General features: G+C 42.9%; 15 protein-coding genes, 3 rRNA genes and 1 pseudogene. 3 read left to right on the top strand and 16 right to left on the bottom strand.

Translation table 11 applies throughout. The features are described from left to right. Window positions 1-79 precede the first annotated feature (79 nt). The 8 genes and pseudogenes from ACJ9PY_RS09985 to ACJ9PY_RS09950 form a co-directional block, all read right to left on the bottom strand. The gene (locus ACJ9PY_RS09985; RefSeq protein ID WP_411739914.1) at window positions 80-1,684 is read right to left on the bottom strand and encodes a long-chain-fatty-acid--CoA ligase; all 1,605 of its coding nucleotides are present in this window, start codon (window positions 1,682-1,684) and stop codon (window positions 80-82) included. A 63-nt stretch (window positions 1,685-1,747) separates the two neighbouring features. Continuing rightward, complete coding sequence (locus ACJ9PY_RS09980) at window positions 1,748-2,152, bottom strand: PaaI family thioesterase (protein WP_063576637.1); 405 nt, start codon at window positions 2,150-2,152, stop codon at window positions 1,748-1,750. Window positions 2,153-2,238: 86 nt separating this feature from the next. Then, window positions 2,239-3,423, bottom strand: coding sequence for a thiolase family protein (locus ACJ9PY_RS09975; RefSeq protein WP_411739913.1), 1,185 nt, complete (start codon window positions 3,421-3,423; stop codon window positions 2,239-2,241). A gap of 70 nt (window positions 3,424-3,493) precedes the next feature. Further along, window positions 3,494-4,642: an acyl-CoA dehydrogenase family protein gene (locus tag ACJ9PY_RS09970; protein WP_063576639.1), complete on the bottom strand. Its 1,149-nt coding sequence runs from the start codon at window positions 4,640-4,642 to the stop codon at window positions 3,494-3,496. 111 nt (window positions 4,643-4,753) lie between these two features. Then, window positions 4,754-5,926, bottom strand: a complete 1,173-nt coding sequence (locus tag ACJ9PY_RS09965; protein WP_411739912.1) for a thiolase family protein — start codon at window positions 5,924-5,926, stop codon at window positions 4,754-4,756. 95 nt (window positions 5,927-6,021) lie between these two features. Continuing rightward, the gene (locus ACJ9PY_RS09960; protein WP_411739911.1) at window positions 6,022-7,290 is read right to left on the bottom strand and encodes an MFS transporter; all 1,269 of its coding nucleotides are present in this window, start codon (window positions 7,288-7,290) and stop codon (window positions 6,022-6,024) included. 84 nt (window positions 7,291-7,374) lie between these two features. Continuing rightward, the gene (locus ACJ9PY_RS09955; protein WP_411739910.1) at window positions 7,375-8,976 is read right to left on the bottom strand and encodes a long-chain-fatty-acid--CoA ligase; all 1,602 of its coding nucleotides are present in this window, start codon (window positions 8,974-8,976) and stop codon (window positions 7,375-7,377) included. 504 nt (window positions 8,977-9,480) lie between these two features. Then, window positions 9,481-9,579, bottom strand: a pseudogene (locus tag ACJ9PY_RS09950) (recombinase family protein); the annotation flags it as partial. 570 nt (window positions 9,580-10,149) lie between these two features. Between ACJ9PY_RS09950 and ACJ9PY_RS09945 the strand changes: the two are divergent. Then, the gene (locus tag ACJ9PY_RS09945; RefSeq protein WP_098865472.1) at window positions 10,150-10,389 is read left to right on the top strand and encodes a hypothetical protein; all 240 of its coding nucleotides are present in this window, start codon (window positions 10,150-10,152) and stop codon (window positions 10,387-10,389) included. Between the two features lie 279 nt (window positions 10,390-10,668). Here ACJ9PY_RS09945 and ACJ9PY_RS09940 read toward each other — a convergent pair whose 3' ends face one another. The 6 genes from ACJ9PY_RS09940 to ACJ9PY_RS09915 all read right to left on the bottom strand — a co-directional run bounded on the left by ACJ9PY_RS09940 (window position 10,669) and on the right by ACJ9PY_RS09915 (window position 17,500). Further along, window positions 10,669-11,520, bottom strand: coding sequence for a tyrosine-type recombinase/integrase (locus ACJ9PY_RS09940; RefSeq protein WP_411739909.1), 852 nt, complete (start codon window positions 11,518-11,520; stop codon window positions 10,669-10,671). A gap of 161 nt (window positions 11,521-11,681) precedes the next feature. Further along, window positions 11,682-11,797: ribosomal RNA gene (gene rrf / locus ACJ9PY_RS09935) — 5S ribosomal RNA — on the bottom strand. 64 nt (window positions 11,798-11,861) lie between these two features. Then, a 23S ribosomal RNA gene (locus ACJ9PY_RS09930) occupies window positions 11,862-14,794 on the bottom strand. Window positions 14,795-14,971: 177 nt separating this feature from the next. Next, window positions 14,972-16,522: ribosomal RNA gene (locus ACJ9PY_RS09925) — 16S ribosomal RNA — on the bottom strand. Together the 16S, 23S and 5S rRNA genes form the textbook arrangement of a ribosomal RNA operon. A 407-nt stretch (window positions 16,523-16,929) precedes the next feature. After that, the gene (locus tag ACJ9PY_RS09920) at window positions 16,930-17,202 is read right to left on the bottom strand and encodes a hypothetical protein (RefSeq protein WP_411739908.1); all 273 of its coding nucleotides are present in this window, start codon (window positions 17,200-17,202) and stop codon (window positions 16,930-16,932) included. Then, a complete protein-coding gene (locus ACJ9PY_RS09915) occupies window positions 17,180-17,500 on the bottom strand; it encodes an RNA polymerase sigma factor (RefSeq protein WP_411739907.1) in 321 nt (106 codons plus the stop codon). The genes ACJ9PY_RS09920 and ACJ9PY_RS09915 overlap by 23 nt, the downstream gene beginning before the upstream one ends. Window positions 17,501-17,899: 399 nt before the next feature. Between ACJ9PY_RS09915 and ACJ9PY_RS09910 the strand changes: the two genes are divergently transcribed. Beyond that, complete coding sequence (locus ACJ9PY_RS09910; protein WP_186442107.1) at window positions 17,900-18,046, top strand: hypothetical protein; 147 nt, start codon at window positions 17,900-17,902, stop codon at window positions 18,044-18,046. Window positions 18,047-18,439: 393 nt separating this feature from the next. Here the strand turns inward: ACJ9PY_RS09910 and ACJ9PY_RS09905 are convergent, their stop codons facing one another. Together ACJ9PY_RS09905 and ACJ9PY_RS09900 are read right to left on the bottom strand one after the other, a co-directional pair. Further along, window positions 18,440-18,664, bottom strand: a complete 225-nt coding sequence (locus ACJ9PY_RS09905) for a hypothetical protein (protein ID WP_411739906.1) — start codon at window positions 18,662-18,664, stop codon at window positions 18,440-18,442. A gap of 183 nt (window positions 18,665-18,847) precedes the next feature. Continuing rightward, on the bottom strand, window positions 18,848-19,192 hold the full coding sequence (locus tag ACJ9PY_RS09900; protein ID WP_411739905.1) for a hypothetical protein: 345 nt from the start codon (window positions 19,190-19,192) through the stop codon (window positions 18,848-18,850). 496 nt (window positions 19,193-19,688) lie between these two features. On the opposite strand from ACJ9PY_RS09900, the gene ACJ9PY_RS09895 reads away from it, so the two are divergent. Then, complete coding sequence (locus ACJ9PY_RS09895) at window positions 19,689-20,096, top strand: Hsp20/alpha crystallin family protein (RefSeq protein ID WP_034312897.1); 408 nt, start codon at window positions 19,689-19,691, stop codon at window positions 20,094-20,096. Window positions 20,097-20,146: the final 50 nt, after the last annotated feature.

Below are 20,146 nucleotides of genomic sequence, written 5' to 3'. Positions count from 1 at the left end.
CCCTAAATAAGGGGAACCTCGAATAAAGGTTTCCCTTATTTAGGGTTTCATCTGAGCTCCCTTACGATAACTGCTATGCTTATCTGCCCCCGGCAGTAGGGCTCTGTGCTTCCTCCATTAAAATTCTGCGCAATATTTTCCCGACAGCTGATTTTGGCAATTGCTCCCTGAACTCAAAACTTCGCGGCACTTTATATCTGGCAAGTCGCTGCACGCAAAACTCCCTGATTTCCTGCTCCGTGACTGACTTGCCTTTCTTTAAAACTATGGCCGCTATTACCGTTTCCCCACGGTATGAATCCGGTACTCCATATACACATGTCTCTTTCACGGCTGGATGCTGATAAATAATATCTTCGACTTCGATTGGATATACATTATAACCGCTTGCAATGATCATATCTTTCTTCCTGCCTACGATATAGAAATATCCCTCTTCATCCATCGTCGCGATATCCCCAGTGTAAAGCCATCCATCCCGCAAAGCTGTTGCGGTTTCCTCTGGATTTTCCCAATATCCCTTCATTACTTGCGGGCCTTTAATGATCAGTTCGCCTCTTTCTCCTGCTTGCAATTCATCAACGCCTGTTTTCAAATCGACGATTTTAGCATCGGTATTTGGATATGGAATTCCGATACTTCCTTGTTTTTGCTGTCCTATGACTGGATTACGGTGTGTAGTGGGGGAAGTTTCCGACATCCCGAATCCTTCCAATATTGTAATCCGTAATTTTTTTTCGAACTGTTGAATGATTTCTATCGGGAGCGGCGCAGAACCACAGCTGCAGTACTTAAAGCAGCATAAATCGTCCGCCGTCAAATCCGGGTGATTCAATAAAGCAATATACATGGTCGGGACACCAGGAAAAATGGTTGGCCGATGTGTTCGAATCAAATCTACCACCTTATCTATTTCAAATTTCTCTAATGTGATATAAGTTGATCCGGCATATATGGCACTATTCAATCGTCCATTACCAAAGACATGGAATAATGGGGTCAATCCAAGCATCCGTTCGCCAGGACTTTGGAGTTGAAGGGCATTAGCCGTGAAAGCAAAATCTTGAAATACATTCGAGATCAAATTAAAATGCGTGAGCATGACCCCTTTTGATTTCCCTGTAGTTCCCCCTGTATATTGAAGAACAGCCACAGCTTCCTTTGGGTCGATGTCAAGAACAGGAAGTTCCTTATCTTTTCTTGATAAATCCGTTCCAGTTTCCATTAATTGCTCGGCAGATATGAACGTTAACCTTTCAGAAAAACTTGTTAGCGCTAATATTTCCCGTTGTACCTCCCGCCCAATGAACCAATTGGCTCCGGAATCCCGTAATATATAGTCCAATTCACTCGACTTATACAGTGGGTTCACTTGAACGACCATACCTCCCAAACGATGGGTGGCATAATAGGCAATGATATATTCTAGACAATTTGGCAGCATGATTGCTATACGATCGTCTTTTTGAAATCCACGGTTGTCTAAATTCACAGCAAAACGATCTGCGGCATCCTTTAATTCCATATATGTCATTTCCCGATCCCCATCTATTACGGCCTTGCAGGTTGGGTAAAGTCGGGCTGAACGTTCAAGGAGTCCATATAAGGACAATACTGGAATGTCAATTTCTGCTGGGGTTTCTTTCGGATAAAATCGATGCCAAGTTCTAGTCAATTTTTTCACACCTCATTTTTTACTATTAAAATGGAGCATAGTCACTTGTCAGCCAATTTAATCATCCTTGCCTCATTTATCGCGAATGATTTTAAAAATCCCTGTCCCCTTAGCAATGATGTTGCCTTCAGCATCTTTTATTTCTCCTTCAGTAAAGGCAATTTTGTATCCTTTTTGCAGGACTTTTGCTTCCGCAAAGAGTTCCCCGCTTGATATGCTAGCTAAATAATGTACTGTTAAACTTGTCGTCACGACTTTAGATTTGGTAACGGAACGAGTCACCATTCCTAGGATGGTATCCAGCATGGTGGCATGAATGCCCCCGTGCAGTGTTCCATTGACATTAAGTAAATGTTCTTCAATGTTTAGCTTTATCGTTACATTTCCTTCTTCAAACCGAATGATTTCAAACCCAATATGCGAAAAGAATGCACTACTTTCGAATTGATTCCGAATATCCTCCACTTCAACAGGCAATCTTCCTCCCCCTCACTTTTGCGCGATTCAAATTATAAACGGAAAGGAGCAGAAACGTATGGGGTTTCCGCTCCTTTATCGTTGGACTATATCGTTTCAATCATGATCGCCATTCCCTGGCCGCCGCCTACACAAAGTGTAGCAACTCCATATTTTTCTTTCCTGCGAATCAGTTCATGTATTAGCGTTGTCACGATCCTTGCGCCCGTCGATCCGACTGGGTGCCCAAGTGCAATGGCGCCTCCGTTTACATTCACCTTGTTTTCATCTAGCGATAAATCCCTGATTACTGCCAATGCTTGTGAAGCGAACGCTTCATTTAATTCGAAAAGCCCAATTTCTTCAACTTTTTTCCCGGTGCGCTCCATAAGTTTTCCAACGGCTGGTACTGGACCAATTCCCATCACTTCAGGAGAAACTCCAGCAGTCGCCCAATCGACGATCTTTGCGATCGGCTGTACTTGCGACCGTTCCGCTTCACTGGCCTTCATTAAGACCAATGCAGCTGCCCCGTCATTACGGCCACAAGCATTCCCTGCTGTGACGGTTCCGTTTTCCCTGAATGCCGGTTTTAAGCTTGCAAGCCTTTCCATTGTGGTGTCAGGGCGTGGATATTCATCCGTTTCAATGATAACCGTACTCTTCCTGTCAGAGACCTGGACAGGAACGATTTCATCTTTGAACCTTCCTTCTTCCATAGCTTGCGCCGCTCTTCGTTGACTTTCCACTGAAAAGGCATCTTGTTCTTCCCTGGAAATGTTGTATCGCTGTGCGACATTTTCAGCGGTGATTCCCATCCCCAAACTTTTCCCATAAATTTCTTGAGGCTGCTGCCCAGCTTCAGTATTAGAATCAACTAGTTGGGTCCTGTCTCCCCCAAAACGGGCACTTCTTAAATAAAGCGGTGCCCGGCTCATGCTTTCCGTACCCCCGGCAACGACTATATTTGCTTGACCTGAGCTAATCTGCTGTGCTGCTGAGGTGATCGCTTGCATTCCTGATGCACATAATCGGTTTACCGTAAAAGCCGGTGCAGAATCGGGAATCCCTGATCGCAATGCTGCCACCCTCGCGACATTCGAGGATTCGGTCGTTTGCCTAACCTCCCCGAAAATGACTTCATCCACTTGTTCCGCTGCAATATTTGCCCGTTTGATCGCTTCTTTAATGGCAATGCTAGCCAAATGACCGGAACTAATCTCTTTAAATGCTCCACCGTACCTACCAATTGGTGTTCGTACAGCACTCACGATCACGATATCTTCTCCCATTTCGTTCCTCCCCCTTGAAATTCCGGATACTTGGGCAAAAGACTACCTGCCCGAATAAAACATTAAACATTCAGCACTCTTCCAAGACATTTCTTGCAATGATTAAACGTTGGATTTCATTCGTTCCTTCATAGATCTTCGTTATGCGGGCATCCCGATAAAAACGTTCTACTGGATATTCAGCCATATATCCCATCCCGCCATGAATTTGTACCGCTTTATCCGCCACCCGATTAAAAACGTCAGAAGCGAACAGTTTGGCCATTGATGCTTCCTTGATCACTTTTTTTCCTTCATCAATCTTTTGTGCCGCCATCATCGTCAATGCTCTTGCGGCTTCCGTTTCGGTTGCCATATCAGCAAGCATCCATTGAATCGCTTGGTTGTCAGCGATCGGTTTACCGAATTGGATGCGCTCTTTGGCGTATTTAGCTGATAATTCAATTAATTTCCCACTTGAACCCACTGCTCTTGCAGCCAATCCTACTCGCCCTTCACCTAAAATTTTAAGTGCAGAAATATATCCCATTCCAACTTCGCCGATTACATTTTCTTCAGGTATGATACAATCTTCAAAAATGACCTGTGAGGTATATGATCCTCTTAATCCCATTTTTTTGTCCTTTTTGCCGACAGTCAAACCAGGAAAGTCTCTTTCCACTAAAAAAGCGGTAATCCCTCCCTTTGCCCCTTTATCTTTATCCGTTAAAGCGAATACGGTATAAACATCAGCTATCGGCCCATTCGTGATGAAATGTTTCGTCCCGTTCATCACCCAGTAATCACCCTTCTTTTCTGCACTCGTTGCCAAATTGGTTGCATCCGATCCCGCTCCGGGTTCAGATAAAGCAAAGGCGCCAATTTTCGTGCCTGCTGCCATTTCAGGCAAGTATTTATTTTTCAAATGTTCGGATGCCAGCTTAACCAGACCTGTACTGCCAATCCCGGTGTGAGCGCTTATTAATGAAACGAAACCATTATGGGTCCTTCCTAACTGCTCTAAAACGGTAGCCTTTCCCACCGCATTTAAGCCAATTCCACCGTATTGTTCGGGAATGCTTATCCCGAATAAGCCAAGGTCTTTCGCTTTTTCCACCAAATGCTCTGGGATGGCATCTTCTTCTTCAATTTGTATGGCGAAGGGCTCCACTTCCCTTTCAACAAAATTACGGATCATTTCCTTCATTTGCTGCATTTCCTTGGTTAAAGTGATTGTCATGAGTTTATTCCTCCTTAGTTCTGTTCATGTATAGTAGCCATCGACAAGTAGGGCATTTAGGTCTGAATGCTGTGCTAAATTGATTGTTTTTTTGTAAACACACATATAAAATCAGCCTTCACGTTCAATTATCGTAGCAATTCCCTGTCCGCCTCCAATGCAAGCTGTAATAAGGGCGAACCTTCCGGCAGAACGCTTCAATTGATGAACCGCTTTCGTAATGAGGATGGCACCCGTCGCACCTAGCGGGTGTCCATGTGCAATGGCTCCCCCGTTCACATTCACTTTTGCTAGATTCATATCAAGCTCCCGATTACAAGCAATGACTTGAGCGGCGAATGCTTCATTAAACTCAATGATGTCCATTTCATTTAAGGAAAGTCCTGATTTCTCCATTACCTTTCTTATAGCGGGAACAGGTCCTATTCCCATATAATTTGGATCTACCCCTGCAACTGCCTGTGCCCTGATCGTCGCTAAAGGCTTAATCCCCAATTCCACCGCTTTTTCCCTCGACATGATGACCAATGCTGATGCGGCATCATTCAATCCCGAACTATTGCCTGCAGTCACGGACCCGCCTTCCAGAAATGCAGGCGATAATTTGGCTAGCCCTTCTTTCGTTATTTGCGGTCGAGGATGTTCATCCAATTTAAATTCGATATCGTCACCTTTTCTGACGGGAATGTGGATAGGCACAATTTGTTCATTGAACCGGCCCTCTTCCACGGCTCTGGCCATATTTTTTTGGCTTTGTAGAGCAAAGGCATCTTGTTCTTCCCTGCTGACCTCATATTTTCCCGCTAAGTTTTCAGCCGTGATTCCCATCGGGGGATCGCCAATCTCTTTAGGGGACAACCTGGACTTTCTGAACTGCGGCGGCTTTGCACTGTATGGTTTTTCCGGTCGGTCCATCAAGTATGGCGCCCTGCTCATGCTCTCGACCCCACCGGCGATATAGACATCGCCTTCGCCAGCCCGGATCGCTTGTGCAGCCAAGTTGACAGCATTTATTCCCGAGCCGCATTGTCGGTCGACAGTCAGACCCGGAAGATGAATCGAGAGGCCTGTTTCCAGTGCAGTTAACCTGGCAATGTTTCCACCCCCGCTTAACACATTCCCCATGATTACATCATCTACCATACGAGGTTCTAGATTCGCTCGTTTCAAGGCTTCTTTCATCACTTCTGCTCCAAATACGTGGGCAGGAACAGATGCAAGTGCACCTCCCTGTTTTCCAATTGCTGTTCGAACTGCAGAAACTATGACGGCTTCTCTATTCATGTCCAATCCGCTCCTTTTCCTTTTATTCACGCCATTATTTGAAGGCATTCCTTCTCTTCACTAGTTTCATTGAATGTAAGCAGGTTCGACTCTGCTTATGAGGACTTAAGGTCAAAGTTATCCGAACTTTTATTTTTAAGTTTCCCGGCCGGTTTAACGAATATCGCAAACAGGATGCCAAAAGCCAGGACAAGGATGGCCATGAACAATATCGATAGGTTATAACCCAATAGTTGATTTCCTCCAGCTAGACTTATGATATAGCCAGTTAATAGAGGTGCAACAATTCCCGCTAGATTTCCTGATGATGTTAAGATGCTTGTCATCAATCCCCCTCGCTCCTGCATTTCATTGATCATGATCGTTGGTCCAATTGGTAAAATGGCGTATGTAAGACCCTTTGCTAAACACATGGCGACTATCACCCAGATTGGATTTTGAAATATCATGATTGAGGAAAAGAACAATGCACCAAGAATCATGGCGCCCGCAACGACGAATACCCTTGATGATCGCCAATTCTGATTCTTCTTGAATAAATGATCGGACGCCATCGAAACACCCATATAAATACATACGGAAACGACTCCGATTATCGCAACGCTGGTTCCCATTTGACTTGGAGTCATTTTTACGGCTTCCACTAAATAAATCGGGAGCCAAACGGAAAACCAAACTACTAAAATATACGTTGAAAAATAAGCGAGCGTAGTAAACAAAGCAGTTGGCGAGGCCAGTAGCAGCAAAAAGTCTTTCACTTTTATTTTTTCCAGTTTTTGTTTCTTTTTCTTTTGGACGTTTTCGTATACTTCAACTGGATTTTCCTTTGTTAAAAATTGAAAGAGGAAGAACCAAACAAGGCTTGCTGCACCAAGGGCGGCAAAGGCAACCTTCCAGCCGAATATCGTAATTAAGGATACGAGGATCGGTGCCACGATCATCGCGCCAACGGTCCCTCCGCCAACAACAACCGAATTGGCAAAACCTTTCAGCTTCGACGGAAACCACTTATCGGCATGACTGTAAGCAATTGGGCTATAAGGCCCTTCGAATGCGCCAAGTAAAATCCTGTATAGAATTAATAATGGAAGAGCGGTAATGGCTAAAACGCCGAATTGCAAAACGGTCCATGTCAGCATGATGAACCCCAGCACTTTTTTAGCCCCCAGCCGATCAGCCCATGCTGCCCCAAAAATCCCTGTTACTGGGTAAAGCCAATAATAACTGCTTCCAACAAGGCCCCACTCTGCATAGGTAAGATTGAATTCCTTCATGATGGGAACAGCTGCGAGGCCCACGATCGATTTATCTGCAAAATTGATGACGGCTCCAAAGAATAATAGAATGAGAACAACCCAACGCATATGAATCCCTCCTCTTTTGTTTACAATGGCTTACCAACCAACGTAAGGTTCAACTTAGATGGTTGAAATCACACTCCCCCACTTTCAACCCTTTTCTAATTCCTCCTTAACTAACAATCTTTTTAATAGTTTACCCACTGTATTACGCGGAAGTTCTTTTCTTAATTCAAATACTTTTGGTACTTTATACGGCGTCAATTGGGAATAGCAATATCCTTCTATTTCTTCAAGATCCACGGAAGCGCTTTCTTTAGGTACGATGAATGCTTTCACTATTTCTCCTTTTTCTTTATGTGGGATGCCGACCACAGCTGCCTCTTTAATGGCCGGATGTTCGTACAGAACCCCTTCTACCTCCTGCGGGTAAATATTGAATCCGCCGACGATGATCATTTCTTTTTTCCTGCCGACGATATAGAAATATCCTTCGGCATCCATCACAGCAAGATCGCCAGTATATAGCCAATCATTCTGCAAGGCCTTTTTGGTTTCGGCTTCGTTATTCCAATAACCCTTCATGACTTGCGGGCCTTTTATGAGCAACTCCCCGACGCATGTGTTAGGCACTTCATTATTTTCATCGTCAATGATCATACAGTCCGTGCCTGGAAAAGGGATGCCAATGCTTCCTATTTTCCTTTTTCCGAAAGGCGGATTACGATGAGTGGAAGGTGAAGCCTCAGACAAACCGAAACCCTCTCCGATTTTGGCACCGGTCAGCCCCTCAAATCGCTTTATTACTTCAACCGGCAGGGGCGCCGATCCACAAGAACAACTTTTTAAACAATTCAGTCCATAGTTTTCAATTCCTGGATGATTGACGAAAGCGTTATACATCTTTGGAACTCCCGGAAAGAAAGTCGGACGGTACTTTTTTATTTTTGCAAGTACATCTTCAAGTTCAAATTTAGGAAATAAGAGGATGGCAGCTCCAATATAGATACCTAGATTCATTGCGCTCGTCATGGCATAAACATGGTAAAGAGGCGTAGCTGCCAAAACGATTTCTTCGCCAGGTTTCAGGGAATCACCATACATTTCAAAGCTCTGCACGACATTGGAGGTTAAATTATGGTGAGTAAGCATGACACCCTTCATCTTCCCAGTGGTGCCGCCAGTATATTGGATGACTGCCGTATCTTCATGAGGGATTATCACTACGGGCTTCTTAATCGCATCCCCTGTTTCAATCATCGTTTTAAGGGAATAGGAGCCATTTTGATCATTTTCCGTATCAATGCATACATCAAATTCATATATCGCCTTCGTTTCTTTGATTGTATTTGCGGCCGTTTGGTCAAATACAATATTCTTGGTATCCGAGTCTATTAATATTTGCAATAGTTCCCGCGGTTTATACATGGGATTAATTTGTACAACCAACAGACCCAGTGCCTGTGCAGCATAATAACTGATTATGAAATAAGGGTGGTTGCCCATCATCAGTCCAATCCGTTCACCTTTAACAAAGCCCATTTCTCTCCATTTACCTGCAAGTTTGTCTACCTGCATTTTTAGATTCTTATAATCCATGGACTGGTCTTCATAAATGATGGCTGTATGGTGTGGAAACTTACTCGCTGTTATATCAAGCAGTGAATAGACGGATATTTCCGGTAGCTTCATAGATTTCATTCTTTCAACATACCATTGCTCCCATGGTTTATTTATTGTTTTTCGCACCATTTATCCCTCCGCACATAAACGAATTTCATATCGTGCATGTTTGATTTATAACTATTATTATGCAACTAGCATGCCAAGACCCAATTTAATGTAAAATCGCTTATTATTAACATCAGTCAATTCATTAATGAATTTTATTCACAAATAATGCCTTTCTGTAGGGGATTCATCGAAATGCCCATAATTCATTTTTGAATTTATATAAACTCAGCTCTTTACTAACGATATTGAAAAGTTGACTTTTACCATATTATAGATTATACCTACTCACAAATCGTGTTATAGACTTTGGGGATTATAAAATTGAAAAGCCCATCCAGCTGAGGATGGGCTTTTCGAATTTTATTGACCTACGGTTAATAAAAAATCTATAGCTCCCTTTCCATTCCTGGATTTTTAGATTTTGCGCGTTCGTAGACTGATTTTGCCACCGCTGAATCCAAGAATCATCAAAGCCACACAACTGGTTCAATCGATCGGACCATCCTGTAAAGATCTAGATATACGTTCTTTAAGAACATTATCCAACATGGCCTGAAGTTGTCGTCCTTCATTTTGATCTTTGCTACTCACTCTTATGTATCCAAATTTACGGACATCCATTTTTTTACTCCTTCATCTATTTTTCTCTCTCTTATTCTATCAAAAGCGTTCGTAAATGTTTTTCTAACTTTTACGAACGGGTGTAACAATGCTATACAGACCATTTCGGAAATTTTTTAGCTTTAAACGGCGCTCAACCATTTTTGTGAAATACAACATTTTCTTTTTTGGATATTATTAAAATAATAAATCTGCTGATTTTGTTAATTTTAGCCCCTTCATCCTATCAGCCTGTCATCCTTTTATCATACCAAGAGGTTTTTGCTCGAATTTCCAAATGAAATTCTTGACAATGTAAGCGCTTTCTTTTATGATGATAATAGGTTGGATGGCATGCGTGGCCGTCATAGTATCTGGCGTAGGTGGGGCCAATACCCGGAACAGTACATAGAAAGAATAGCTTCTTCCGAATAGGAAACAGTGATTCATCAATCATATTATTCAAATACAAAAAAACTCTGTATTCGGTCAAATTCAGGGTTTCCCTAGCTTAAAAGCTCCCCTTTAAATCCCTTATGTTTTTATTACAAATATGTATGCTAGTTTTATTGTAAAATGAGGAGGTACTTTATGAAGATCAAAAAAAGTTCCCTTTACGATGAATTACCGTTAGAATTATTGGCAGGATTTTATTATGAAATAAATAAGAACATTGAAAATGGAATCTTGTCTGGTGCTATGCAGCATGAAATTAGATTAATTGAACAAACAGCATTAAAAAGGAGTATCTCACTTGAATACCTACATGACAGGGGTGCTTGTATAATTGAAGCCGAGAAACTACTAAGAGAAACTACCCTGCAACCCTAAATTGTAGAATAAGAAGTCCAATGATGTTTTCTAGTCTACCCTAGGTAAAGAATAAATTCCTTCTAATTAACCCTCTTGGCTACCAAAGGGTTGTTTTGGGTGGCATTCACCAAAAGAGATCTTCTCCTTAAAAATTCCTAGTCATTTTAATCTGTCCTTTAAAAGGCCTACAACTATAAAAGAAATGCTATTTTTAAATCATCAGCATTAAATTCCCCGTGCTATTGGAACTTATATAATGAAGGAAAACTTCTTGTATATCGTTAAGTATTCCCAATCCTACAAATTATCAAAAGTATTTTCAATGGCTGATTCCAATTCTTCTTTTCCTTCTCCTATATAACGTTTGGTCATGTTCAAATCTTTGTGCCCCATCAATTTTGAAACGGTTTGAAGGTCTATCCCCTTTTCGATTAATGTTTGGCAAAACGTATTCCGCAGCCTATGGGGAGTCGTATTATATTTAGTCAACATATATTGCACGGACCTTGGCGTTATGCGTTGATTCACACTGGATATGAAGATGGCTTCCGTTTCCATATTTAAAAATTCCTTGTATGCCTTGATCTTTTCACTAGCAGTCATGGAGAGTGGAATCTTCCTGTCTATATCACCTTTTGAATCCCGAATGAGGATATATTGCCTTTCTCCCTCTTTTTGAATGTCACTATGGTTCAAATCACAAAGTTCGGACACCCGGATACCCGTATGAATCATTGTGTAGACAATAGCAATATTCCTGAAATGCCCAGAGACCTCGATTTCTTTTAGGAGAGCAGCTTGCTCAAGCATGTTCAGGGCTTTTGGCGGATCTTCTTTCTTTTCCTTTGCTTTACGATCGATGTTGAGGACGATTTCGGGTTTATCAAGGAACCTGGAAAACATGGTAATGGCTGAATAATGTTTTTCAATCGTTCCTCCACTCTTGTTTGACTGTTCCATATCGTCTAAATAGCTTTGGACGTGGAATTTTTCAATCTCTTCCGCCTCATCTTTAAACCATTGAAGAAACTGGGAGATGACTCCCACATAGGTTTTAATCGTACCATCGGATTTATTTTGACCCATTAACCATTTCGCAAAAGAATGAAGAATTTGTTTATTGTCCAGGATTTCTTCTTTACTGGTCATTCGAGAAGCCCCCTACCAAAATCATGCTATTAATAAGCCTTTCCAACGAATTGTGGAATTTATACAAAAAAACCTTAGGATAATCCTAAGGTTTAGATGCGTAGATAGGATTTGAACCTGTTTATACGGGTTTATGAATCCTAATTGATGTGATAAACATTGCTTGGCGGCGTCCTACTCTCACAGGGGGAAACCCCCAACTACCATCGGCGCTGAAGAGCTTAACTGCCGTGTTCGGAATGGGAACGGGTGTGACCTCTTCGCTATCGCCACCAAACATAAAAGGAACGTTATTCCTTCAAAACTAGATAATAAGAAGGTATTTCATTTTTTAAAAAGCGTTGGTTAAGTCCTCGATCTATTAGTATCAGTCAGCTCCACATGTCACCATGCTTCCACCTCTGACCTATCAACCTGATCATCTTTCAGGGATCTTACTAGCTTGCGCCATGGGAAATCTCATCTTGAGGGGGGCTTCATGCTTAGATGCTTTCAGCACTTATCCCGTCCGCACGTAGCTACCCAGCTATGCCTTTGGCAAGACAACTGGTACACCAGCGGTGCGTCCATCCCGGTCCTCTCGTACTAAGGACAGCTCCTCTCAAATTTCCTGCGCCCGCGACGGATAGGGACCGAACTGTCTCACGACGTTCTGAACCCAGCTCGCGTACCGCTTTAATGGGCGAACAGCCCAACCCTTGGGACCGACTACAGCCCCAGGATGCGATGAGCCGACATCGAGGTGCCAAACCTCCCCGTCGATGTGGACTCTTGGGGGAGATAAGCCTGTTATCCCCGGGGTAGCTTTTATCCGTTGAGCGATGGCCCTTCCATGCGGAACCACCGGATCACTAAGCCCGACTTTCGTCCCTGCTCGACTTGTAGGTCTCGCAGTCAAGCTCCCTTGTGCCTTTACACTCTACGAATGATTTCCAACCATTCTGAGGGAACCTTTGGGCGCCTCCGTTACTCTTTAGGAGGCGACCGCCCCAGTCAAACTGCCCACCTGACACTGTCTCCCACCCCGATAAGGGGCGCGGGTTAGAATTTCAATACAGCCAGGGTAGTATCCCACCAACGCCTCCACCGAAGCTGGCGCTCCGGCTTCTCAGGCTCCTACCTATCCTGTACAAGCTGTACCAAAATTCAATATCAGGCTGCAGTAAAGCTCCACGGGGTCTTTCCGTCCTGTCGCGGGTAACCTGCATCTTCACAGGTACTATAATTTCACCGAGTCTCTCGTTGAGACAGTGCCCAGATCGTTACACCTTTCGTGCGGGTCGGAACTTACCCGACAAGGAATTTCGCTACCTTAGGACCGTTATAGTTACGGCCGCCGTTTACTGGGGCTTCGGTTCAAAGCTTCGCTTGCGCTAACCTCTCCCCTTAACCTTCCAGCACCGGGCAGGTGTCAGCCCCTATACTTCGCCTTGCGGCTTCGCAGAGACCTGTGTTTTTGCTAAACAGTCGCCTGGGCCTATTCACTGCGGCTTTTCTGGGCTATTCACCCTAAAAAGCACCCCTTCTCCCGAAGTTACGGGGTCATTTTGCCGAGTTCCTTAACGAGAGTTCTCTCGCACACCTTAGGATTCTCTCCTCGCCTACCTGTGTCGGTTTGCGGTACGGGCACCTTACATCTCACTAGAGGCTTTTCTTGGCAGCGTGGAATCAGGAACTTCGGTACTATATTTCCCTCGCCATCACAGCTCCGCCTTAATGGAAACGGGATTTGCCTCGTTTCCGGCCTAACTGCTTGGACGCGCATATCCAACAGCGCGCTTACCCTATCCTTCTGCGTCCCCCCATCGTTCAAACGATGTATAGGTGGTACAGGAATATCAACCTGTTGTCCATCGCCTACGCCTTTCGGCCTCGGCTTAGGTCCCGACTAACCCTGAGCGGACGAGCCTTCCTCAGGAAACCTTAGGCATTCGGTGGAAGGGATTCTCACCCTTCTTTCGCTACTCATACCGGCATTCTCACTTCTAAGCGCTCCACCAGTCCTTCCGGTCTGACTTCAACGCCCTTAGAACGCTCTCCTACCATCGACACCATACGGTGTCAATCCACAGCTTCGGTGATACGTTTAGCCCCGGTACATTTTCGGCGCGGAGTCACTCGACCAGTGAGCTATTACGCACTCTTTAAATGGTGGCTGCTTCTAAGCCAACATCCTGGTTGTCTAAGCAACTCCACATCCTTTTCCACTTAACGTATACTTTGGGACCTTAGCTGGTGGTCTGGGCTGTTTCCCTTTCGACTACGGATCTTATCACTCGCAGTCTGACTCCCAAGAATAAGTATTTGGCATTCGGAGTTTGACTGAATTCGGTAACCCGTTGGGGGCCCCTAGTCCAATCAGTGCTCTACCTCCAATACTCTCATCTTGAGGCTAGCCCTAAAGCTATTTCGGAGAGAACCAGCTATCTCCAGGTTCGATTGGAATTTCTCCGCTACCCACACCTCATCCCCGCACTTTTCAACGTGCGTGGGTTCGGGCCTCCATTCAGTGTTACCTGAACTTCACCCTGGACATGGGTAGATCACCTGGTTTCGGGTCTACGACCTCATACTCATTCGCCCTATTCAGACTCGCTTTCGCTGCGGCTCCGTCTCATCAACTTAACCTCGCATGAAATCGTAACTCGCCGGTTCATTCTACAAAAGGCACGCCATTACCCATTAACGGGCTTTGACTACTTGTAGGCACACGGTTTCAGGATCTATTTCACTCCCCTTCCGGGGTGCTTTTCACCTTTCCCTCACGGTACTGGTTCACTATCGGTCACTAGGGAGTATTTAGCCTTGGGAGATGGTCCTCCCTGCTTCCGACGGGATTTCTCGTGTCCCGCCGTACTCAGGATCCACTCAGGAGGGAACGAAGTTTCAACTACAGGGTTTTTACCTTCTTCGACGGACCTTTCCAGGTCGCTTCATTTACCCCGTTCCTTTGTAACTCCATGTTGAGTGTCCTACAACCCCAAGAGGCAAGCCTCTTGGTTTGGGCTAATTCCGTTTCGCTCGCCGCTACTCAGGAAATCGCGTTTGCTTTCTCTTCCTCCGGGTACTTAGATGTTTCAGTTCCCCGGGTCTGCCTTCAGTACCCTATGTATTCAGGTAAAGATACTGTTCCATTACGAACAGTGGGTTTCCCCATTCGGAAATCTCCGGATCAAAGCTTACTTACAGCTCCCCGAAGCATATCGGTGTTAGTCCCGTCCTTCATCGGCTCCTAGTGCCAAGGCATCCACCGTGCGCCCTTTCTAACTTAACCGTTAAAAAAGATCTTACAGATGCTTTGAAAAAAATTAATTGCCTTCTATCTATTATCTAGTTTTCAAGGAACAAAGCAGAAAGTTATCCATCACATTGTGATGTTCGTCTTTCCTATTTGAATGAATTACTCATTCAAAACTGAACAAAACAAAAGCGCTCTCGTAATTATCCTTAGAAAGGAGGTGATCCAGCCGCACCTTCCGATACGGCTACCTTGTTACGACTTCACCCCAATCATCTGTCCCACCTTAGGCGGCTGGCTCCATGAAGGTTACCTCACCGACTTCGGGTGTTACAAACTCTCGTGGTGTGACGGGCGGTGTGTACAAGGCCCGGGAACGTATTCACCGCGGCATGCTGATCCGCGATTACTAGCGATTCCGGCTTCATGCAGGCGAGTTGCAGCCTGCAATCCGAACTGAGAATGGCTTTATGGGATTCGCTTACCTTCGCAGGTTTGCAGCCCTTTGTACCATCCATTGTAGCACGTGTGTAGCCCAGGTCATAAGGGGCATGATGATTTGACGTCATCCCCACCTTCCTCCGGTTTGTCACCGGCAGTCACCTTAGAGTGCCCAACTGAATGCTGGCAACTAAGATCAAGGGTTGCGCTCGTTGCGGGACTTAACCCAACATCTCACGACACGAGCTGACGACAACCATGCACCACCTGTCACTCTGTCCCCCGAAGGGGAAAGCCCTATCTCTAGGGTTGTCAGAGGATGTCAAGACCTGGTAAGGTTCTTCGCGTTGCTTCGAATTAAACCACATGCTCCACCGCTTGTGCGGGCCCCCGTCAATTCCTTTGAGTTTCAGCCTTGCGGCCGTACTCCCCAGGCGGAGTGCTTAATGCGTTAGCTGCAGCACTAAAGGGCGGAAACCCTCTAACACTTAGCACTCATCGTTTACGGCGTGGACTACCAGGGTATCTAATCCTGTTTGCTCCCCACGCTTTCGCGCCTCAGTGTCAGTTACAGACCAGAAAGTCGCCTTCGCCACTGGTGTTCCTCCAAATCTCTACGCATTTCACCGCTACACTTGGAATTCCACTTTCCTCTTCTGCACTCAAGTTCCCCAGTTTCCAATGACCCTCCACGGTTGAGCCGTGGGCTTTCACATCAGACTTAAGGAACCACCTGCGCGCGCTTTACGCCCAATAATTCCGGACAACGCTTGCCACCTACGTATTACCGCGGCTGCTGGCACGTAGTTAGCCGTGGCTTTCTGGTTAGGTACCGTCAAGGTACCAGCAGTTACTCTGGTACTTGTTCTTCCCTAACAACAGAACTTTACGACCCGAAGGCCTTCTTCGTTCACGCGGCGTTGCTCCGTCAGACTTTCGTCCATTGCGGAAGATTCCCTACTGCTGCCTCCCGTAGGAGTCTGGGCCGTGTCTCAGTCCCAGTGTGGCCGATCACCCTCTCAGGTCGGCTACGCATCGTCGCCTTGGTGAGCCATTACCTCACCAACTAGCTAATGCGCCGCGGGCCCATCTATAAGTGACAGCGTAAACCGTCTTTCCATCTTCTCTCATGCGAGAAAAGAACGTATCCGGTATTAGCTCCGGTTTCCCGAAGTTATCCCAGTCTTATAGGCAGGTTGCCCACGTGTTACTCACCCGTCCGCCGCTAATCTCAGGGAGCAAGCTCCCGTCGATTCGCTCGACTTGCATGTATTAGGCACGCCGCCAGCGTTCGTCCTGAGCCAGGATCAAACTCTCCGAAGAAATGTTTGACTTGCTCATTTGCTTTTTTGATAGTGTGTGCTCACTTAAAATTTAACGTTGGCGCTTTGTTTTGTTCAGTTTTCAAAGAGCAATTTGTTGTAGGTTTTTTTCAACTATTTCATCTTAACATAACGTTGAATAGTTGTCAACTTCTACGAAGTATTTCTTTTTTAAAATCGCTCATTAATTAGGCGACTTCATTATCATACTGCTATTTTTCTTTAGTGTCAACATTTAATCCGTAAAACTCTAATAACACTTTCCTCTTGAAACCATCTTGTTAATGAATACAAAAAAAACACCCTACGTGTTTCATCTTTAAATTAATCAACTGGGACGCACTAAAATAATCGATGGATCATTCAATATGAATATAAAAGTTCGTACGAACAGACTATTGAGAGACATCACCAATTAACAACAGTTCCTAAATCATAACCACTAGGGGTAATAGGCTCATTCTTCCTAAGTATCCCCTCGTTCTTAATGACGATGGCAGCTTTATTGTACTCAATAGGATAGATCGTTGTAGGTTTCTGTTTTACAGAAGCATTTTCTTGCAACCAATCTTCTATATCTGCTGCTGGTAAAACAGCTAACAAATTAAGTTTTTTATTATACTTTTTTAAAATGGCAAGAAGTTGTTTTTCTTCTTTTTCAGTCACTTCTGTTGTGGGCAATTTTTTCTTCCGAATAAATAAGTTCAGCTTCAGGAGAAGTATGCATTGCGTCATCTTGAAGCATATGTCTTTGTTGTTTCTTATTACGTTCAAGATACTTATAATAGGAGTGCTTCGCTATTTGACAAAGCCAAACTGACATTTTACATTCACCATTATATCTATCAATGGATTTTACAGCTTGATAGAAGGTTTCTTGTGTTAGTTCTTCTGATAAATCTGAGTTGTGACAAAGACACATTAGATATTTAAAAACTTCTTCAGCATAATTGCTATAAATTTCATCTAGTTCTCCCAAGCCTTTTCCTCCTTTCGTCTATATATCCGATTCAAGTCAATTTTGTTACAAAAAATATTTTTTTTATTGGCAACAGAAAACCGCCAAACAAAATGGCGGCTAAAGCATTTAATTCAACATAACTAACCTCCCCGTTACTTTAAGTGAAATATTTCACAATATGTTCTCTTATACAAACAAGAATCTTTTTAATGTTTGTTTCCTTTAGCCTCTATTTGCACGTGTGAAATGAACAAAGCAGCATAAGACATATATTAGAGCGAACTCTGTAAGCTGATTTTCATAATACATTCCATTTTCCTTCTTTTATTGAATATTTCAACTGATTACATTCCTTGCAAAAACAAGAATAAGAAGAGGGGCAGGACACAAACTATGCTAAAAAGGAGAGTGTATATCATGGATGAAAAGGGTTTAAAACAGAACGCTAGTAATACTTTACGTACGAATAAAAAGAAAACTTTAGAAATAATAGCAAGTGTTGATGAGTTGAAAAAGGAGCATGAAACAGAGTATGTCTTTTTATATTGGGATGAATTGAGATAAGTATCTTAAGAAGAGAAATTGAAATGGATATTGGATAGAATAATACCAAAATAAAGAAATTCTCCTTATTGAGAATTTCTTTCAATCCAGTAGGATATTCAAGTAATGTACCCGTTAGTTGAACAAGATTTTGACAAGTGTATAAGTCTTATCTTTCAGACTTCATTTTAAAAACAAAGAAAATCAATAAACAAATGACCAAATATATTAATGCTTGAACAGTTGAATTTTCACTAAGAAAATTGTGAATGCCATTGGCACGAAGTATGGAACGAATAACAACGGAAAGAATTGCAGCGATAAATATTGAAATAAAGACTCTTTGCCCATGAAATTTCACTCACTTTTGGTATTTAATCTTAAATGTTTTAAAACATAGGTCGTAAAAGGTATTCAAATTCCTCCACCTAGATGACCAATACACATCCAATCATCTATTCCAGTTCCATAAGTTTTTGATATTAAAGTATTTAACGCTTTTATTACCTCTTTTTTATCCTTAATCGATGTTTTCTCTAATTGACTTAACACAGGACATTCTTTAGGTTGTGCGTATCCTTGAATTGAACAAAAAAACAACATCGGAATGGTAACAATCAATATATATAGCCTTTTCATAAAACTCAACTCAAAATTTATCTTTCCTAATTTTAAGAAAAATAGTCCAGTATTTGAGGTTTAATAGCTCAATTGTTATTCAACTAATCTGCCCCTTTAGTTCATTAAGCAAAAAGACCACCAAATGGCAGCCCCGGTTCTCAACTAACGCACCTGTTAGCTGAATAAGATATTTCCTTTATATTAATTCATTTTAAGGATGTTTAAATGCTTCGTTGTAGAAATCAAATCTATTTTATGATTTCCTTTTGTGTAAAAAACGGAAGCCCCTTCTCTTTCTCCCTTTTTCCATCCATTCGCTTTAAGGACTAATTCATATCCAAATGGTATGCCATTTTCTTCCGACGCTTTTGACCAATCATAACTTTTCCCTTGTTCATTTTCCTGGACTAGCTCAGCATTTTTAGGAACTGGGAAGTCAAATGCATCTTTTGATGGTTCGTATAGAGATAACGTTATGAAATAATAAATGACTCCACCTATCAAAAGCGTAGCTAAAGTAAGTGTCCAACCAACCATTTTCTTCATTTTACTTACCCTTCCTTCATAGGTTGTTATTTGGATTGATACTCCAACCAACTATTTGTTTTCTACATATTCTATTCAAATTGTGGATTATCCTTGTTCAACTAACCTGCCCCGATAGTTCCATATGAAAAAGCTGCCTTAAAGACAGCTCTGATCTTCAGCTAACGCACCCCTTAGTTCATTAAGAAAAGCGAAATTTCTTCAAGAACCACGCCCTTTAGTTTAAGAAGTTACATGCTTTATAAGCCTTATTTGTACTTATAAAGTTACAATCCCTCTAAAAAATCCACTCTTTTAGAAGGACTTATGACCCTTTCTTTTATAACTTGTTCTGCTTTTTAATACCCGCATACACATTGTCCCTTTGTATTGGTTGCTTTTTACATTTTTCGAACCAATTTCCCGAAATCTTTTATTATCTTCAATTTCACTTTTCCAATCACCATTCTTCATGCTCCATCATATAATACCTCAAAGGAAAACCGGGGGTATCAACATGCAAGACAATCAACATGGATCGCAAATGACTGAGGTTGAAAAGTTTGATGAATGGGTAAAAAGTTTTTTTCTGGATCCGGAAACTTGTGCGTTGGATCATCAACTTTTTTCAATTGATATATACGAAAGTGACGATGAGTATATGGTGGAAGCGGTTTTGGAAGATCATGATGTAAAAGATATTAAAGTATGCCTAAGTGATAATGAGCTATCGATCATCGTTGACGATACTCATAAGCCATTTCTTGAAAAAAAAGAAGATAAGCTGCCCACACAGAGAAAGATCCCTTTCCCCTTTTCGATTTGCTCACGAAGAATTACCGCTGAATTCTCGAATCCGATATTGGTGATTCGCATCCATAAGTTTTCCCCCGGAAAAACAGCTGAAGATATTAACATTGAGTAGTTCGTTCATAAAAATAAAAAGAATGGCCTAGGGACCACTTCCCCCTTAGC

Source organism: Peribacillus sp. S4 (genome assembly GCF_046715815.1).
Lineage (GTDB): Bacteria > Bacillota > Bacilli > Bacillales > DSM-1321 > Peribacillus > Peribacillus frigoritolerans.
Note: the sequence above shows the minus strand (reverse complement) of the source record. Positions and strands in the feature narration are given on the sequence as shown.

Coding starts and splice junctions, on each gene's coding strand:
- ACJ9PY_RS09975 (WP_411739913.1), bottom strand. CDS start 3,423: ATGGGAGAAGATATCGTGATCGTGAGTGCTGTACGAACACCAATTGGT.
- ACJ9PY_RS09970 (WP_063576639.1), bottom strand. CDS start 4,642: ATGACAATCACTTTAACCAAGGAAATGCAGCAAATGAAGGAAATGATC.
- ACJ9PY_RS09965 (WP_411739912.1), bottom strand. CDS start 5,926: ATGAATAGAGAAGCCGTCATAGTTTCTGCAGTTCGAACAGCAATTGGA.
- ACJ9PY_RS09960 (WP_411739911.1), bottom strand. CDS start 7,290: ATGCGTTGGGTTGTTCTCATTCTATTATTCTTTGGAGCCGTCATCAAT.
- ACJ9PY_RS09955 (WP_411739910.1), bottom strand. CDS start 8,976: ATGGTGCGAAAAACAATAAATAAACCATGGGAGCAATGGTATGTTGAA.
- ACJ9PY_RS09945 (WP_098865472.1), top strand. CDS start 10,150: ATGAAGATCAAAAAAAGTTCCCTTTACGATGAATTACCGTTAGAATTA.
- ACJ9PY_RS09940 (WP_411739909.1), bottom strand. CDS start 11,520: ATGACCAGTAAAGAAGAAATCCTGGACAATAAACAAATTCTTCATTCT.
- ACJ9PY_RS09910 (WP_186442107.1), top strand. CDS start 17,900: ATGGATGAAAAGGGTTTAAAACAGAACGCTAGTAATACTTTACGTACG.
- ACJ9PY_RS09905 (WP_411739906.1), bottom strand. CDS start 18,664: ATGAAAAGGCTATATATATTGATTGTTACCATTCCGATGTTGTTTTTT.
- ACJ9PY_RS09900 (WP_411739905.1), bottom strand. CDS start 19,192: ATGAAGAAAATGGTTGGTTGGACACTTACTTTAGCTACGCTTTTGATA.
- ACJ9PY_RS09895 (WP_034312897.1), top strand. CDS start 19,689: ATGCAAGACAATCAACATGGATCGCAAATGACTGAGGTTGAAAAGTTT.